Raw genomic sequence first — 17,110 nt, 5'->3', positions numbered from 1 at the left:
CGGTCGCGGGCTCAGCGCGCGCGCCCGGGCGTGTTGTCCGGGTCGGCCCAGAAATCGTAGAAGTTGAACCAGTCGTACGGCGACAGCACCAGCAACTGCGCGAGCCATTCGGCATAGGCGGTGGCATAGCCGGTCAGCGCCTCGGCGCGGCCGGCGCGCGGCAGGCGCACTTGGCGCGCCAGCTCGGTAAAGCGCAGCAGGTGGCCATCGCCGTGGCGGATGCAGCCCATCGCGAACAGCGGGCAGTCCATCAGCGCGGCCAGCACATAGGGGCCGACGGGGAAGCGCGCCGGCGCGCCCAGGAACGGCACGCTGACGGCGCGCCCGCCGTGGGCCGGTGCGCGGTCGCCGGCAATGGCGACGAACTCACCGGCGCGCACCTTGTCGGCCAGTTCCTGCGCGGTGGCCGGCGAGATCTCGTCGACTTGGTACAGCTGCAGCGTCGAGCCGGGATCGAGCCGGGCCAGGATGCGGTTGAAGCGCTGCGCATGCGCGGTATGCACCAGCACGGTCAGGCGCAGGCCAGCGCGATGGCGGGCCAGCACGCGGCACAGCTCCAGGCAGCCCATATGCGCGGTGACGATGATGCCGCCCTGGCCGCTCTCGATCTGGCGCAGCATCACCTCGGCGCCTTCGCGCGTGACGTTGCCGAAGGCATAGCGGCCGCCGATCGCCAGCAGCTTGTCGAGCAGCGTGTCGGCGAACGCGTACAGGTGGCGCAGCGTATGGCGCGCGCCAGGCAGCGGGCCTTGCGCGCCGGTAGCGCGATGCGCGCGGCGCAGGTAATCGAGCGAGGCGCGGCGCGCCGCGCCATGCGCGAGCCAATAGTAGGTCACGACCGGGTACAGCACCGCGCGAAACGCCAGCCGCCCGAACAGGCGGTGGATCGTGTACAGGCACCACACGCCCCACACGCAGGTGGCCTCACCGATGCGGCTCCAGTGGCGCGCGGCGGGTGTGCTTGTGGGCGGGGCCGCGCCGGGTGCGGTCGTGCTCATGCCAGCTTGCGTCCCATCAGTACGGGCAGGCGCCACAGCATGCCGAAGAACAGGCGCGTATGCATCCACGAAATGCGCAGGTTGTCGCGCCAGACGCGGAAGTGCGAGACGCCGTCGCTGGGGTAGGTCACCGGCGTCGGGATATTGATGATGCGCACGCCGCGCCAGACCAGCCGTACCAGGATCTCGATATCGAATTCCATGCGCGGCCCGATGCGCGCGGCGCGCGTCAGCGGCACCACGTCGGCGAGCGGATAGACGCGCAGCCCGCACATCGAATCGCGCACCGCGAACGACAGCGTGTGGACCCAGACCCACACGTGCGTCAGGTAACGCCCGATCAGCCGCGCGCGCGGCACCGAGGCGTCGTAGACGGGGTTGCCGCACACCATTGCCGCCGGATGGCGTTGCGCCATGTCGAGGAAGGTGGGGATGCAGCCGGCATCGTGCTGGCCGTCCGCATCGATCTGCAGCGCGTGGGTGTAGCCCGCGCGCCAGGCGGCCTCGAAGCCGGTCATCACGGCCCCGCCCTTGCCCTGGTTCTGTTCGAGCCTGACCAGCGTGACGCGGCCGTCCGGGCGCGCGGCGAGCTCGTGCAGCACTGCGGCGCATTCGGCATTGCTGCCGTCGTCGACCAGCAAGCAGGACACCGGATGCGCCAGGATCGCATCGACCATGGCGCCGATGGCGCGCTCGTGGTTGTAGACCGGCACCAGTACCACCGGATGGAAGTCGGCGTCAGTCATGCTCGCTCCTGAAGATGATGCGGCCGCTGGCGTGCGGGCCTGCCGCGGAGGTCAGCCGGAACGCCAGCGCGGCCTTGGCCGGCAGCCATTCCAGGTCCAGCCGCACCTGGCTGCCGGGGCGGATCATGCCCTGGAACTTGAGCACGTCCAGCCGCAGGAAGCGCTCGCGCGGCGGCACCGGCAGGCGCTGCGGCGCCAGCGTCATGACCCAGTCGATCTGCGCCACGCCGGGCACGATCGGCGTGCCGGGGAAATGCCCGTCGAAAATCGCCAGGTGTTCGCCGACGTCCAGCGTGGCGGCGGCGGCATGTTCGCTGCTTTCGATCCAGACCGCGCGCGGCAGTGTCTGGCGGAACAGTTCGCGCAGCATCGCCTCGGTGGTCTTGCCCTGAGCATTGCAAGGCAGCGCTTCGGTGGCCAGGTGCCAGCGCCGCGGCAGCGCGAGCGGATCGACGGTGTCGGCCAGTGCCGCCTTCAACGCGGCGATCAGCGCGGGCCGGCCGCGAATCTGGCCAAAGCCGGCCAGCATGGCGGCGCCGGCTTCCGCCAGCACCACCGCAGCCGCCACGCGCGTGCCGACATCCAGATCCACCAGCACCACGCGCGCATCCAGCACCAGCGGCGAGGCCGCCAGCGCCTGCTCGATGCGGGTCAACGACACGCGCTTCTCTTCGATCTTGGCGACGCGGTCGGCGCGCCCGGCCAGCACGAAGCCCTGTTCGCCGTCGGCCAGCGCACGGTCCGCGCAGACATGCCAGTCGTCAGTGGGCAGGTGCGCCGAGCGCACCGCCAGGAAGCCGTCCTGCAGGCGCCAGGCCACGCCGGGCAGCGCCGTCCAGCGGTCCTGCTGGCGTGCGCGCTGGCGCCAGGCGATGCCGCCGGTTTCGGAGCTGCCGAAGACTTCGATGGGCGATTGCCCGAGATGGCGCAGCGCGTCGTCCGCCGCCGTGGGCGGCAATGGCCCACCGGAGGAGAACACCGCACACACCGCCGCGCGGGCAGCGGACCAGTCCAGCGATTCCGGCATGCGGCGCAGGTGCGCCGGGCTGCTGACCAGCACCACCGGCGCACTGTCGCAGGCGGCGACCACTTCCTCATGGAAGGCGAGGCGCGCGTGCGGCAACGCGCGGCCGGCTGCCAGCGGCCACAGCACACAGAACAGCAGGCCGTAGATATGCTGGTGCGAAACCGTGGTCAGCAGCCGAACGTCCGGCGGCAGTTGCGCGCCAAAGGCGGCTTGCAGCGCGCCGGTTTCCGCATCGAGCTGCGCCAGCCGCTTGTGGATGGCCTCGGGCGCGCCGGTGGAGCCGGACGTGAACAGCGTGACGCCAGTATCGTCGGGCGACAGCGGCGGCCAATCGCCGGCATCGCCGTCGAGGTCCTGCCGCGGCTGCAAGCCATCCGGCAGTTCGCCGGCCCAGCCGTCAGTGTGCACGCGTAGCGCCTGCAGCGTGTCCGGGCGCATGTCGCCGGGCAGCACCACGTGCTTGCCCGCATGCCATGCGCCGAAGAGGGCGGCGGCGAATTCCTGCGTCGATTCGATATGGATTGCCCAGCGCGCGCACGGCGCTACGGCAAAGGCCGCGCGCCATGCGGCCGCGCGGGCCAGCAGGCGGGCGGCGTCGGCATCGGCGCCGGATTGCGCTGCGACGCGGCGAGCCAGCGCCGCCATCGCGCCGCGGATACCCGTCCACTCAGTCATGACGGCTCCTTGCCATGACCTGCCGGCGCACCAGCCACTCGCCCGCGAACATCGCCCCGATCAGCACGTAGGCGATGGCGCCGTTATAGAGCGCCCACACGCGGTCGCTGGCAAACCAGGCGGTGGCCAGCGCAATCGAGCCGTTGCCGCAGAAGAACAGGCACCACGCAGCGGTGACCCTGCGCGTGTAGGCCACGCCGGCCTGCGGCAGTTCCGGGTCGCGCAGCCGGGCCAGGCGCTCCACCACGGTGGGCGGACGCCACAGGCTCCAGCCGAACACCGCCAGCAGCACCGCGTTGACCAGTGCCGGGTAGAGCTTGAGCGGCATCGCCTCGCCTGAGGCGAGCACCGCCAGCGCGATCGCGCCCGCGACCAGCGCCAGCGGGCGCCAGCCGGCGTGCCGCACTGCGGCCAGGCGCAGCAGCATCAGCGCTACCAGCAGCAATGCCACCATGCGCGGCGGCCAGTACTGCAGCCCGACATAGACCGCCACCGGGTAGCACAGCGTCAGCGCACCCAGGCTCCAGTTGCGCCACGCCATCAGGCCGTCGCAGCGGAATCGGAGTCGATCAGCAGCGCCAGCGCCTGCACCACGTCCTGAATGGTGCGCACGGATTTGAATTGCTCGGGCTTGAGCGGCTTGTCCAGCATCGGCTTGAGCTTGACCAGCAGGTCGACTGCGTCGATGCTGTCGATGTCCAGGTCTTCGTAGAGCCGGGCTTCCGGCCGGATGCGGTCGGCGTCGATTTCAAAGGAGTCCTGCAGGACTGCCGAAATGCGCGCAAAGATTTCGTCGTGGGTCATGGCCTTGCCTACCAGCTTGAAAGTATCGGATACCAGGGGCGTACTCAGGCCGAAGCCTGTTCGGCGCGATGCGCGGTGACGAATGCCGCCAGCGTGGCAACGCTGGCAAAGCGGGCGCGTACCACTTCCTTGTCGCCGCTCATGGAGACGCCGAAGCGCTTCTGCAGCGCCAGGCCGAGTTCGAGCGCATCGATCGAATCCAGGCCCAGCCCTTCGACGAACAGCGGCGCATCGGTGTCGATGTCTGCGGGCGCCACTTCCTCCAGCGACAGCGACGAAACGATCAGTTCTTTGATTTCTTGCTCAAGCGCCTGCACGGCGTATCTCCCTGGAAAAGTAAGCGGTCAGTGCCAGCGTGACCTCGCGTACGGCCATGGCGTCGTCGGCGCCGGCTTTCGCCAGCTGCCGGGTGTCAATGTCTTCGCGCACGTCGATGACGTAGCGCGGCCTGCGTACCGGTACGCGGTACCACTTCTCGCCCTTGCGCAGCGTGGGCGGCTCGCAGCGGATCACCACCGGTGTCAGGGCAAAGCCGCCGCGCACCGCGATATTGGCGGCGCCGCGCTGCAGCCGCAGGCTGCCGTCGGCCGGGGTGCGCGTGCCCTCCGGAAAAATCACGAGGTTGTTGCCTGCGCGCAGCGAGGCGATGCAGTCCTGCACCATCTGCGCGCCCGAATCGTTCTGCACATAGCCGGTGGCCAGCACCGGCCCGCGCGTGAACGGGTTGCGCGCCAGGCCCGCCTTGACCACGCAGTCGGCACGGCGCGTCAGCGCGATCAGGAACACCACGTCGATCAGCGAAGGGTGGTTGGCCACGATCAGCAGCCCTTGGCGTTGCAGCCGCTGCGCGTTGCACACCTCGTAGCGGATCACGCCCACCGCGCACATCAGCCACAGGAACAGCCGGAACGCGTGGTGGATCACGTTCTTGCAGATGCGCTGGCGCCGCGCCGCGCTCCATGGCGCCAGCGCGAGCGCCGGGAACACCAGCACGCGCAGCACCAGCCCGCCCAGCCCGAAGCCGGAAAAGCACAGCCCGGTGGCGCATACGCGCCAGGCGCGCTCCATTCTCTCAACCATCGCGCTCAACCATGGCGCTGCCACCGCCAGCCGGCATGCTCGCCCCGATGGCACAGTTGGGCGTCGCCGGCCAGCATGAAGCGCAGCACGTCCAGCCCGTGCGGCAGTCGCGGCGCGGCCGCTGCCGCGGCGGGTGCATCCGCGAGCGCCAGCGTGTAGCAGGGTTCGCCCGCGCGCGGCGCGCCGAGGCGCCAGCACCAGCCATACAGGCAGGCGGGCTCATCCGCGAACGCGGCGTAGGGCGCGGCCACGGGTTCGTCGTAATGGACCAGCATCACTTCGGGTGCGCCGTCCGCGAGCAGGCTGCAGGCTTCGAGCAGCGCCGTCTCCACGGTATCGCGCCCGGCGGACACGGCCAGCAGGTTGCCGGTATCGGCCAGGTCGATCGAGCGCAGCGCGCCGATGGCGTTGTGCACCGACAGGCCGAACGCGGTCGGCGACAGTGCATCGCCGGCCGCCAGTTCGCTGAGCATCGTCACCAGCCGCCCGGTATCGCCGTGGCGCGAGGCAAACACCGCGGGCACCGCGGCCGCGCTATCGCCCGGCGCGCAGCCATAGGCCGCGGCCAGCGCCACGCGCCCCAGCACGGGCAGGCGCCGGCGCAGCATCGCCGCCATCTCCGGCAGGGCCGGGGGCTGCGACGGCTGCGCTGGCAGGTGCGGGGCCGCGCTCCATGCGCGCCAGTCGTCGGCGGAGTGCAGGCCGCCCGCCCAGGCCGACCAGGCCCGGATGGCGAAGGTCACTGCCACGCCTTGCTCCGTTGCGCCGATGCTGCCGCTCATGCCCGCCCGCCTTCCGCGCAGGCCGGACACCCGCGGGCCAACGGCGCGCCGCACTGGCTGCCGGAAGCGAAAGGGAGGGCATGGCGATTCATGATGCTGGCGGGAAAAATGGACGGTGAAGGGGCGGGATTTTGGCGGGCGTCATTTTACTCAAACCGACCCCGGCCGAATGTCAGAAATATTGCTGCTGTGGCGAAAATGCTTATCGGACGGCGGAGATTTATCTCAAGGCCTGCAACCCGCACGGCCTTGCCAGCATTGGCTTTACCCCACTATCGAGGGGCGTCCCAAATGGCGTATTCGGAATATTCCGAGCAAATTGGCTACATTGTCTGATTGACACCGGCGCGAAGCGCCCATGGCGGCTGGCAATTGACCTGAGAGCCACATATGCCTGCCATTTCTGTCGATTCTTTCGCTGAATGGCCGGTAATAAAAGCCCAAATACCGTTGATTTTGCCACGTTGTTCCGCGCCGGCGCCGGCGCCGGCGCCGGCAGGTTTGGCCAAGTCCCGGCAAAATGTCGGATCGTGGTCACAGCCGACCCCGCCACGGTTTTTCATCGCTTTGTCATAGTCCGGCGCGCCTTGCCGCGCCCACCGAAGGAACCGCCATGCCAGATACCACCATGCCTTACCGCCGCCTCGGCGCCAGCAACCTGCGCGTTTCGCCGCTGTGCCTGGGCACCATGATGTTTGCCGACCAGACCGACGAGGCCGAGGCCGCCCGCATCGTCGCCAGCGCGCGCGATCACGGCGTGAACTTCATCGATACCGCCGACGTGTACAGCAAGGGCGGGTCGGAGCAGATGGTCGGGCGGCTGCTGACCGCCGACCGCCACGACTGGGTGCTGGCGACCAAGCTGGGCAACGCGATGCAGTCCGCGCCCAACCACTCGCACTATTCGCGGGTGTGGATCACGCGCGCGGTCGAGGACAGCCTGCACCGGCTGGCGACCGACTATATCGACGTCCTCTACCTGCACCGCGACTACCCCGGCGAGAACCTGGAAGAGGCGGTGCGCGCGATGGGCGACCTGGTGCGCAGCGGCAAGATCCGCTACTGGGCGGTGTCGAACTTCCGCGGCTGGCGCATCGCCGAAATCGCACGGCTGTGCGGCGAGCTGGGCGTGCCGCGGCCGGTGGCTTGCCAGCCGTACTACAACCTGCTGAACCGGATGCCGGAGGTGGAGATCCTGCCCGCGTGCGAATACTACGGGCTGGGTGTGGTGCCCTACAGCCCGGTGGCGCGCGGCGTGCTCACCGGCAAGTACGCGCCCGGCCAGACTCCGGGACAGGGCACGCGCGCGGGGCGCTCCGACCGCCGCATGATGGAGACCGAGTTCCGCGACGAATCGCTGGTGATCGCGCAGCAACTCAAGACCCATGCCGAGGGCCGCGGGCTCACGCCGGGGCAGTTCGCCACCGCATGGGTGCTGGCCAATCCGATCATTTCGTCGGTGATCGCGGGACCGCGCACGCTGGCGCAGTTCGAGGATTATTTCGGTGCGCTGAACGTTGCCATCACGCCCGAGGAAGAGGCGATGGTCGACGCGCTGGTGTCGCCGGGGCATGCCTCGACCCACGGCTATAACGATCCGGGCTACCCGTTCGGCGGGCGCCCGGTGGCACGCGCGCGGATCGCCAAATAATAGTCCCCGATCGCGCCCGATGGCAGCGCTGCATGGGACCTGGGATGTGGCGCAAGCGCTGCCTAGATTGAGGCATGTTCGCAATGGCGCGATGACCTTGCGCACGGTTGCTGCATGCTGGCTTTACTCCTACTAATATCAATACAGGCGGCGCGCGCGGTGCGTGCGCCGCGAGAAAATTGCGCTTCGAGCCGGTGCGAAGACACCCCCTTCGCGCAGCACCGGCCCAACAGGGAAGCCCAAACGTGTCGCGTCGTGGCTGGATCTTCGCTGGCTTGGCGGTCGCCCTAACGGGCGGCGCCTACGTTGTGTATAGCTTTGTCGCAAGCGAAGTGCGCAATTCGCACTGGCAGGCGCGGCTGATCGGCAGCCTTGGCCAGCGGCTGACGTTCGAGATCCAGCCGGGCGCCAGCGACAGCATCCGTTTCCCGCATTCCGGACCCTATGACGCGCGCATGGGCTACGGCATGCTGCCCAGCTTTGCAAGGCGGCTGGAGCAGCGCGGCTACGTGCCGGCCGAACAGGCGCGTATGTCGCCGGACATGGTGCGGCTGATGGACCAGGGCCTGTTCGCGCCCTACCGCGAGAAAAACCAGGCGGGCCTGCTGCTGCGCGACTGCAACGGACTGACGCTGGCGTTCGAGCGCTATCCGCAGCGGCAGTATGCGGATTTCAACGCGATCCCGCCGCTGCTGGTGAGTTCGCTGCTGTACGTCGAGAACCAGGGCCTGCTCAACCCGGAATACCCCAATATGAACCCGGCGCTGGACTTTCGCCGGCTGTCGCGCGCAGTGCTCGACCAGATGATCCGGCTGGCCGACAAGTCGCACGACGCCCCCGGCGGCAGCACGCTGGCCACGCAGATCGAGAAATACCGGCACTCGCCCGAAGGCCGTACCGCGTCGATTCCGGAGAAATTCCGCCAGATGGCGTCGGCGTCATTGCGCGCCTACCTGGATGGGCCCGACACGCAGCGCGCGCGCGAGCGCATCGTGGTCGACTACCTGAACACCGTGCCGCTGTCGGCGCGCGAAGGCTTCGGCGAGATCAACGGCATCGGCGACGCGCTGTGGGTCTGGTACGGCGAGGACTTCAGCGAGATCAACCGCCTCCTGAAGGAGCTCGACCAGCGCGCGCCCGAGCCGCGCCAGGCGCAGGCCTTCAAGCGCGCGCTGTCGCTGATCATCTCGCAGCGCCGCCCGTCCTACCACCTGCGCCGCGACGATACCAACCTGGATGCGCTCACCGGCAGCTACCTGCGCCTGCTGGCGGCCAACAACGTCATTACCGCCGAGCTGCGCGACGCCGCACTGGCGCAGCCGCTGGAGAAGGCGGCGCCGCCGCAGCGCCCGGCGCAGGAGCCCTTCGTCACGCGCAAGGCCGTCAACCGCGTGCGCGCCGACATCACCCGGCTGACGGGGGTGGAAAGCCGCTACGACATGGACCGGCTCGACCTGACCGTGGACAGCACCATCAACCGCGAGGCGCAGCGCATCATCACCGAGACGCTGCAGCGCGTGAACAGCAAGGCCGATGCGCGCGCCATGGGCCTGTACGGCCACAACCTGCTGCGCGACAACGACGACCCGTCGAAGCTGACGGCGAGCTTCACGCTGTTCGAGCGCGTGGGCAACGCCAGCGTGGTGCGGGTGCAGGCCGACAATATCGACCAGCCCTTCGACGTCAACAGCGGCGCACGCCTGAACCTGGGATCGACCGCCAAGCTGCGCACGCTGGTGACTTACCTGGAGATCATCAGCGAGCTGCACTCGCGCTATGCCGGCATGAGCGGCGACGAGCTGGCCGCGGTGCACCTGGCGCGCCAGGACGCGCTCAGCCGCTGGGCGGTGGACTACCTGTCCAAGACCCGCAGGCCCGCCGAGCGCGAGCTGATGGCGATGCTCGAAGCCGCCATGGAGCGCAAGTACTCCGGCAGCGCCGGCGAAGGCTTCTTCACCGGCGGCGGCCTGCAGAGCTTCACCAACTTCGAGCGCGAGTCGGGCGAGCGCAACATGACCGTGCGCATCGGGTTCCAGCATTCGGTCAACCTGGTCTTTATCCGCATGATGCGCGACATCGTGCGCTATGAGATGTTCCATGCCAAGCCGGACATGGGCGACCTGTTCGAGGACCGCAACGCACCCGGCCGGCGCGAGTACCTGGAGCGCTTTGCCGACCAGGAAGGCAGCGCCTACATGACCAACTTCTACCAGCGCTACCGTGGCAAGGATTCGGCGCAGCGCCTGGACACGCTGCTGGGCCGGGTACGCATGACCATTCCGCACCTGAACGCGGTGCGCACGTCGGTGACGCTGCTGAGCGCACGGCCATACCTGGATGAGGCCAGCTACATCCACATCATGCGCGCGCGCCTGGGCGACAAGCAGCTGGCCAAGGAAGACCTGCCGGCGCTGTACCGCAAGTACGGCAAGGACAAGTTCAACCTCAACGACCGCGGCTACCTGTCACGCGTGCATCCGCTGGAGCTGTGGATGGTGGAGTACCTGGACCAGCATCCCGACGCTACGCTGGCAGAGGTGCTGCGCGCCAGCACCGCCGAGCGCCAGGAAGTTTACAAGTGGCTGTTCAAGACGCGCAGCAAGGCCGGGCAGGACAACCGCATCCGCACGCTGCTGGAGCAGGACGCCTTCACCCGCATCGCGCGGCGCTGGCAGCGCCTGGGCTATCCGTTCGATTCGCTGACGCCGTCGTACGCCAGCGCCATCGGCGCCGCCGGCGACCGCCCGGCCGCGCTGGCGGAGCTGGCCGGCATCCTGCTGGCGGGTGGCGTGGTCACGCAGAACGCCGCGGTACGCAGCTTGGCCTTCGCCGACGGCACGCCGTACGCCACGCGCTACGTGCTGCAGCCGGGGCAGGGCAAGCGCGTGTTGCCGGCCGAAGTGGCCGCGCTGGCGCGTCGCTCGATGCTGGATGTGGTGGAACGCGGCACTGCCAAGTCAATCCGCGGCGCGTTCACGGTGCCGGGGCGGGATGGCACGACGCTGATGGTGGCGGGCAAGACCGGCACCGGCGACCAGCGCTTCCAGGTGTACGGTCCGGGCGGGCGGCTGATCTCGTCGCGTTCGGTGAACCGCTCGGCGACGTTCGTGTTCACGCTGGGCGAGCGCTTCTTCGGCACCGTGGTGGTCAACGTGAGGGAGCCCTACGCAGTGCGCTACAGCTTTACCAGTGCGCTGGCGGTCAGGGTGCTGCGTGCGATCGCGCCGCAGGTTTCGGCGATGGCGCCGGGCGGCGACCGCGCACTGCTGCGTTGCCGCGACGCGGCCCCGGGGCTGCTCGCCCCGCGCGGGCCGACCATGGCCGCGCCGACCGAAGCCGTGCCCGGCGCCGCGCTGGCGCAAGGGCTCGAGGCCCGCCCGCAGATGGCCGAACCTGCGCCGGCGCCCCCCACACCTTCCAAGCGCGAGGTGCCGAGCCTGGCCGATGCCAACGACGCCGTGGTGCGCAAGGCCAGTCAGCCCTTGCGGCGCACCATGCCGTAGATCACCAGCAGCACGATCGCACCGATCACCGACGCAATCCAGCCGGCGGGTTCGCCCGGCTGGTACCAGCCCAGGGCGCGGCCGACGTAGCCGGCGATCACCGAGCCCAGGACCCCCAGGACGATGGTCATGATCCAGCCCATCTTGTCGTCGCCGGGTTTGACCGCGCGCGCGATCAGTCCGACGATGAGGCCAACGAACACGGTGCCAATGAATGCCATCATGGTGCGCTCCCGGTGGTGGTCTGGATCGATGCCGGCCGCACATGATGCGGCCGGTTGCGCTTCATGATACACGCCGCGGCGCGGCGTGTATGACGGGCATGTAACAAAGTCCACCGGGCCGCCGGCGGCGCTCAGGCCCCCGCCAGCCGGAACTGTCCGACCGCGCGGTGCAGGGCATCGGCCTGGTCTTCCAGCGATGCCGCCGCGGCCGCGGCCTCTTCCACCAGTGCGGCGTTCTGCTGCGCCATCTGGTCCATCTGCGACACCGCCTGGTTGACCTGCTCGATGCCGCCGGTCTGCTCCTCGGTGGCGGCGCGCATTTCGCCCATCAGGTCGGTCACGCGCTTGACCGCCTCGACGATCTCGTCCATCGCCTTGCCCGCGCTCTCCACCAGCACCGCGCCATCTTCCACGCGCTGCGCCGAGTTGCCGATCAGCGCCTTGATCTCCTTGGCGGCGGTGGCGCTGCGCTGCGCGAGCGTGCGCACCTCGCCGGCCACCACGGCAAAGCCGCGCCCTTGCTCGCCGGCGCGGGCGGCTTCCACCGCGGCGTTCAGCGCCAGGATATTGGTCTGGAAGGCAATGCCTTCGATCACGGCGATGATGTCGACCACCTTGCCCGAGGCGTCCTTGATCTCGCCCATGGTATCGACCACCTGGCTGACGATGGTGCCTCCGCGCACGGCGATGTCGGAGGCGCCTTCTGCAAGCCGACTGGCCTGGCGCGCGTTCTCGGCGCTCTGGCGCACGGTGCTGGTCAGCTGCTCCATGCTGGCGGCGGTTTCCTGCAGCGAGGCGGCCTGCTCCTCGCTGCGGCGCGACAGGTCGGCGTTGCCCGCGGCAATCTGCTTGGCCGCGCCCGCGATCGAATCAGCCGAGCCGCGGATGCTGCCGATCGCACCGGTCAGGCGCGACTGCATGCGCTGCATCGCAAAGAGGATGCTGTGCTGGTCGCCGGGGCGCACCTCCACCTGGCCGGCGAGGTCGCCCTCGGCAATGCGCCCGGCGATATGCGCGGTGGTGGCCGGCTCGCCGCCGAGCTGCTTCTGCAGGCTGGCGGAGACGCGCACCATCACCAGCGTCATCAGTGCGCCGACCCCGAGCAGCAGGCCGAGGGCCTTCAACAGCTCGGTGCGAAACGCCGCGTCGATGTCATCCAGGTACAGTCCGGCGATAAAGTTCCAGTCCCACGGGCGGAAGTTGGCAACGTAGCTCAGCTTGGGCTGCGGCGCCTCGGCGCCCGGCTTGGGCCACAGGTAATGGACGAAGCCCTTGCCCGCGCCCTTGCCGATCTCGGCGATATCTCGGAACAGGTAGACGCCGTTGGGATCTTTCATGTCCGACATGTTCTTGCCGTTCATCTCGGTCTTGAACGGGTGCATCACCACCACGGTGTCGGAGCGCATCAGCGTGAAATAACCGTCGGCGCCGAAGCGCATCGCGCGCACGCGCTCGATGGCCTGCTGCCTGGCCTCGTCCTGCGACAGCTTGCCGGCCTTGGCCAGCGCCTCGTACTCGGCCACCACGGAGTAGGCGGTGTCGGTCACGTGGGCCAGGTCCAGGCGCCGTTCTTCCATGCGCAGCTCGCGTATATGCCAGGCGTTCCACAGCGTGATGCCGAGCAGGCATATCCAGCTCAGCACCAGCGGCAACAGCAGTTTCTTTTTCAGGCTCAGGTTGTCCAACATTGCGTTCACTCCTCCTTCTTCCGCGCACTGCGCATGGCTTATCGGTGATGCTCACGGCGACACTCATCGCGCTGTCACTCATTGGTGACAACTGTCGGCGACACTGGCTGGTATAGGGCCAGCGGCATATGGGTGTGCGTCTGCGGCATAACGGCGGGGGCGCAAACTAACTTAATTGGGGTAATACCGCCCATGAAGCCATTGTGGTTGATTGGCTTTAATACAACTGCCATCGGAGTGCCGTATGCATCGCTTCATGTGCGGCGCGAGTGATGTGCGCTTCGCGCCTGTACCGCGATCGGTCAGAATCGCGCGTTGTTCCCATTGACTGAACCATGCTTCCAAAAGGCGATATGGCTACCCTGCCCAGCCCCTCCGATAACACCCGCCAACAGGACGGACCGCTTGCCGTGTTCCTAGTCTTCCTGCGGCTGGGGTTGACCTCGTTCGGCGGGCCGGTGGCGCACCTGGCGTATTTCCGCGAGGAACTGGTGCGCCGGCGGCGCTGGATCAGCGAAGCCGCCTATGCCGACGTGATCGCGCTGTGCCAGTGCCTGCCGGGGCCGGCCAGCAGCCAGACCGGTATCGCGCTGGGGCTGGCGCGTGCCGGTTATGCGGGCGCGCTTGCCGCGTGGATCGGTTTCACGCTGCCGTCGGCGCTCGTCATGATCCTGTTCGCGCTGGGCGTGTCTCACTACGGCATGACCGCGGCGCCCGGCGTGCTGCACGGGTTGAAGCTGGTGGCGGTGGCGGTGGTGGCGCAGGCGGTGTGGGGCATGGCGCGCAGCCTGTGTACCGGGCCCGTGCGCATCGCCATCATGATCGTGGCCGCCGGCATCGTGCTGGCGCTGCCTGGCCCATGGACCCAGGTGGCGGTGATGGCCGCGGCGGCGGCCGCAGGGATCGCGTTGCTGCGGCCGGCACTGGCGGGCGCGCATGAACCGCTGGGGATGGCGGTCACGCATCGGGCGGGCGCACTCGTGCTGGTGCTGTTTGCCGTGCTGCTGGCCGGGCTCCCGTTGCTGGCGCAGGTCGTCGCCGACCCTGCCATGCGCATGTTCGATGCGTTCTACCGTGCCGGTGCGCTGGTCTTCGGCGGCGGGCACGTGGTGCTGCCGCTGCTCGATACCGCGGCGGTGGCACCGGGCTGGGTCGGCAAGGAAACCTTCCTGGCCGGCTATGGCGCGGCGCAGGCCATGCCGGGGCCGCTGTTCACCTTTGCCGCCTTCCTGGGCGCGTCCATGCAGATGCCGCCGACCGGCTTTGCCGGCGGGTTGCTGTGCACGCTGGCGATCTTCCTGCCCGGCGCGCTGCTGGTGATAGGGACGCTGCCGTTCTGGGAAAGCCTGCGCCGCAACCGGCGCGCGCAGGCGGCGCTGGCCGGCGTCAATGCCGGTGTGGTCGGGCTGCTGCTGGCGGCGCTGTGGGATCCGGTGTGGACCAGCGCCGTGCAGGTGCCGCTCGATATCGTGCTGGTCGCGCTGGCGCTGCTCGCGCTGATGGTGTGGAAGCTGCCGCCGTGGCTGGTGGTGGTAGCGAGCGGCGTGGTGGGGTGGGCGGCCGGGGCGTGGTTGTGACGTTCGGCTGCCGCGCTTAACGAGGCGGCGGCGGCGGTGCGTGCGGCAAGGCATGTAACGCGCTGTAATGTTGAGCGGTCACCATTCGTTTGCGCATTCAAATGAGAACGATTATCCTTCTCTCTTGCGTCAATCATTGTGACAACAATGACACAGCCCTTGCTGCCACAGGTGCGCAAGGCGGCGCCCGAGCTTCCAGGACATAAAGGCAACAACTGGCCGCAGGCCGCGCCAGCACCGTGCCCGCCGACCAACCGCAATGACCCAATCCCAGCCGGCTTCCGGCCAGCAGCGCCGCGCCTTCTGGCTCAAGCATCTCCACCAGTGGCACTGGATCAGTTCCGCGATCTGCCTGATCGGGATGCTGCTGTTCGCCATCACCGGCTTCACGCTCAACCATGCGGCGCAGATTGAGGCAAAGCTTGCGGTCGAGAACCGGCACGCCACCATGCCCACGCGCGTGCTCGACAAGGTGCGCGCCGAAGCGCCCGCCAGCGACGCCCAGGCGCGCGAGCGCAAGGCGCCGGTACCCGCGGCGTTGGCCGACTGGCTGGCGCAGGCGCTGGACGTCGACACCCGCGGGCGCGAGGCCGAATGGTCGGCGGACGAGATCTACGTGGCCTTGCCGCGCCCTGGCGGCGATGCCTGGGTCAGCGTCGAGCTCGACAGCGGCGAGGCCCAGTACGAAAAAACCACGCGCGGCGCGATCTCCTACCTGAACGATCTGCACAAGGGCCGCAATACCGGCGCCGCGTGGAGTCTGTTCCTGGATGTGTTCGCGCTGGCGTGCGTGATCTTCAGCGTGACCGGCCTGTTCCTGCTCAAGCTGCATGCGGGCGGACGCGTGGCGACGTGGCCGCTGGTGGGGCTGGGGCTGGTGGCGCCATTGCTGCTCGCCATCCTGTTCATCCACTGATCGACCCATTCTTCTTCCTGCATCTCACTGACGAGGTTCCTTCGATATGCGCCGACTGCTCACCGTCACCCTGACCGGCATGGCCGCGGTTCCCTTGGCGGGACCCGCGATGGCCGCCGACCTGAACGTCAAGGTGGAAATCCCGCGCCTGAACGTGGCCGAATACCACCGCCCCTATGTGTCGATGTGGGTCGAGCGCGCCGACCAGAGCCCCGTACAGACGCTGGCGGTCTGGTACGACGGCAAGCTCAAGGACGGCGAGGGCACCAAGTGGCTCAAGGACATGCGCCAGTGGTGGCGCAAGGCCGGCCGCGACCTGCATATGCCGGCCGACGGCATCTCTGGCGCCACGCGCGCGCCGGGCGAGCACGCGGCCAGCTTCAGCGACGGCAAGACGCCGCTGGGCAAGCTGCCGGCGGGTAACTACCAGCTAGTGGTGGAGGCCGCGCGTGAAGTGGGCGGGCGCGAGCTGCTGCGCGTGCCGTTCACCTGGCCGCCGCAATCCGCGCAGACCGCCCGCGCCAAGGGCGAACACGAACTCGGCGGCGTGACCGTCGAACTGAAGCCGTAAATCTCCCGGAGCCCCGACGATGAAACCTTCCGCGATCCTGTCCGCCGTTCCTTCCCGCCTGGCCACCCGCGTGGCCGTGCTCGCCCTCGCCGCGCTGGCGCCGCTGGCCGCGCATGCGCACCGCCAGTGGCTGCTGCCGTCGGCCACCGTGCTGTCCGGTAGCGATCCGTGGGTGACCGTGGACGCCGCCGTCTCCAACGACCTGTTCTATTTCGAGCACGTGCCGATGCGGCTCGACAACCTGCAGGTGACCGCCCCCGACGGCAGCGCCGTCAAGGCCGAGAGCGCGGCCACCGGCAAGTACCGCAGCACCTTCGACCTGCACCTGACCCAGCCGGGCACCTACCGCGTGGCGGTGGTCAACAACGGCCTCTTCGCCAGCTACAAGGTCGACGGCCAGACCAAGCGCTGGCGCGGCACGGCCGAGAACTTCGCCAAGGAAGTGCCGGCCAACGCGCAGGAGCTGCAGGTCACGCAGGCCGAAGGCCGCATCGAGTCCTTCGTCACCGCCGGCAAGCCCAGCGACAAGGGCCTGCGCATCGCCGGCCGCGGCCTGGAGCTGGCGCCGATCACGCACCCGAACGACCTGGTCGCGGGCGAAACCGCCAGCTTCCGCCTGCTGCTCGACGGCAAGCCCGCCGCCAACCTGAAGGTCTCGGTGGTGCCGGGCGGCATCCGCTATCGCGACCAGCTGCAGGAGTTCAGCGCCACCACCGACGCCGACGGCAAGTTCAGCGTCAAGTGGCCGGCGCCTGGCATGTACTGGATGGAAGCCGAGGTGCGCGACGACAAGGCGACCTTCAAGCAAGCCAAGTCGCGCCGCGCCGTCTATGCGGTGACGATGGAAGTGCTGCCGCAATAAGAGGCT

17 protein-coding genes are annotated in these 17,110 nt (G+C 68.7%); 6 read left to right on the top strand and 11 right to left on the bottom strand.

Annotation, left to right across the window (positions count from 1 at the left end):
• Window positions 1-11: 11 nt before the first annotated feature.
• From AC10V3_RS33950 to AC10V3_RS33910, 9 genes are all read right to left on the bottom strand, one after another.
• Window positions 12-998, bottom strand: coding sequence for a lysophospholipid acyltransferase family protein (locus tag AC10V3_RS33950; protein WP_454753502.1), 987 nt, complete (start codon window positions 996-998; stop codon window positions 12-14).
• Window positions 995-1,744: a glycosyltransferase family 2 protein gene (locus AC10V3_RS33945; protein WP_454753501.1), complete on the bottom strand. Its 750-nt coding sequence runs from the start codon at window positions 1,742-1,744 to the stop codon at window positions 995-997. The genes AC10V3_RS33950 and AC10V3_RS33945 overlap by 4 nt, the downstream gene beginning before the upstream one ends.
• Window positions 1,737-3,446, bottom strand: coding sequence for an ApeI family dehydratase (locus AC10V3_RS33940; protein ID WP_454753500.1), 1,710 nt, complete (start codon window positions 3,444-3,446; stop codon window positions 1,737-1,739). The genes AC10V3_RS33945 and AC10V3_RS33940 overlap by 8 nt, the downstream gene beginning before the upstream one ends.
• A complete protein-coding gene (locus AC10V3_RS33935) occupies window positions 3,439-3,987 on the bottom strand; it encodes a COG4648 family protein (protein WP_022539798.1) in 549 nt (182 codons plus the stop codon). The genes AC10V3_RS33940 and AC10V3_RS33935 overlap by 8 nt, the downstream gene beginning before the upstream one ends.
• On the bottom strand, window positions 3,987-4,250 hold the full coding sequence (locus AC10V3_RS33930) for an acyl carrier protein (RefSeq protein WP_022539797.1): 264 nt from the start codon (window positions 4,248-4,250) through the stop codon (window positions 3,987-3,989). The genes AC10V3_RS33935 and AC10V3_RS33930 overlap by 1 nt, the downstream gene beginning before the upstream one ends.
• 44 nt (window positions 4,251-4,294) lie before the next feature.
• A complete protein-coding gene (locus AC10V3_RS33925; protein ID WP_454753499.1) occupies window positions 4,295-4,567 on the bottom strand; it encodes a phosphopantetheine-binding protein in 273 nt (90 codons plus the stop codon).
• Window positions 4,554-5,330: a lysophospholipid acyltransferase family protein gene (locus AC10V3_RS33920; protein ID WP_490923969.1), complete on the bottom strand. Its 777-nt coding sequence runs from the start codon at window positions 5,328-5,330 to the stop codon at window positions 4,554-4,556. Before AC10V3_RS33920 ends, AC10V3_RS33925 begins: the two co-directional genes overlap by 14 nt.
• A gap of 5 nt (window positions 5,331-5,335) precedes the next feature.
• On the bottom strand, window positions 5,336-6,112 hold the full coding sequence (locus AC10V3_RS33915) for a beta-ketoacyl synthase chain length factor (RefSeq protein WP_490923968.1): 777 nt from the start codon (window positions 6,110-6,112) through the stop codon (window positions 5,336-5,338).
• Window positions 6,113-6,435: 323 nt separating this feature from the next.
• Window positions 6,436-6,675, bottom strand: coding sequence for a hypothetical protein (locus tag AC10V3_RS33910; RefSeq protein ID WP_490923967.1), 240 nt, complete (start codon window positions 6,673-6,675; stop codon window positions 6,436-6,438).
• A 50-nt stretch (window positions 6,676-6,725) separates the two neighbouring features.
• Here AC10V3_RS33910 and AC10V3_RS33905 point away from each other — a divergent pair, with 50 nt between their 5' ends.
• Entirely contained in the window at window positions 6,726-7,763 is a 1,038-nt protein-coding gene (locus AC10V3_RS33905; protein WP_022539793.1) for an aldo/keto reductase, read from the top strand.
• Window positions 7,764-8,008: 245 nt separating this feature from the next.
• A complete protein-coding gene (locus AC10V3_RS33900; protein ID WP_490923966.1) occupies window positions 8,009-11,266 on the top strand; it encodes a transglycosylase domain-containing protein in 3,258 nt (1,085 codons plus the stop codon).
• Here the strand turns inward: AC10V3_RS33900 and AC10V3_RS33895 are convergent.
• Window positions 11,239-11,490: a GlsB/YeaQ/YmgE family stress response membrane protein gene (locus AC10V3_RS33895; protein ID WP_022539791.1), complete on the bottom strand. Its 252-nt coding sequence runs from the start codon at window positions 11,488-11,490 to the stop codon at window positions 11,239-11,241. The two genes, AC10V3_RS33900 and AC10V3_RS33895, sit on opposite strands and share 28 nt — an antisense overlap.
• 131 nt (window positions 11,491-11,621) lie before the next feature.
• Window positions 11,622-13,178, bottom strand: a complete 1,557-nt coding sequence (locus AC10V3_RS33890) for a methyl-accepting chemotaxis protein (RefSeq protein WP_022539790.1) — start codon at window positions 13,176-13,178, stop codon at window positions 11,622-11,624.
• 353 nt (window positions 13,179-13,531) lie between these two features.
• On the opposite strand from AC10V3_RS33890, the gene chrA reads away from it, so the two are divergent.
• The 4 genes from chrA (at window position 13,532) to AC10V3_RS33870 (ending at window position 17,104) form a co-directional block, all read left to right on the top strand.
• Window positions 13,532-14,755, top strand: coding sequence for a chromate efflux transporter (gene chrA / locus AC10V3_RS33885; protein WP_041681872.1), 1,224 nt, complete (start codon window positions 13,532-13,534; stop codon window positions 14,753-14,755).
• Window positions 14,756-15,014: 259 nt separating this feature from the next.
• On the top strand, window positions 15,015-15,671 hold the full coding sequence (locus AC10V3_RS33880) for a PepSY-associated TM helix domain-containing protein (protein ID WP_022539788.1): 657 nt from the start codon (window positions 15,015-15,017) through the stop codon (window positions 15,669-15,671).
• Window positions 15,672-15,717: 46 nt separating this feature from the next.
• Window positions 15,718-16,242 (top strand): DUF2271 domain-containing protein, encoded by a 525-nt coding sequence (locus AC10V3_RS33875; RefSeq protein ID WP_022539787.1) that lies wholly within the window; start codon window positions 15,718-15,720, stop codon window positions 16,240-16,242.
• 19 nt (window positions 16,243-16,261) lie between these two features.
• Window positions 16,262-17,104, top strand: a complete 843-nt coding sequence (locus AC10V3_RS33870; RefSeq protein ID WP_022539786.1) for a DUF4198 domain-containing protein — start codon at window positions 16,262-16,264, stop codon at window positions 17,102-17,104.
• The last annotated feature ends 6 nt before the right edge of the window (window positions 17,105-17,110 follow it).

Source organism: Cupriavidus sp. PB-02, assembly GCF_058252315.1.
Note: the sequence above shows the minus strand (reverse complement) of the source record. Positions and strands in the feature narration are given on the sequence as shown.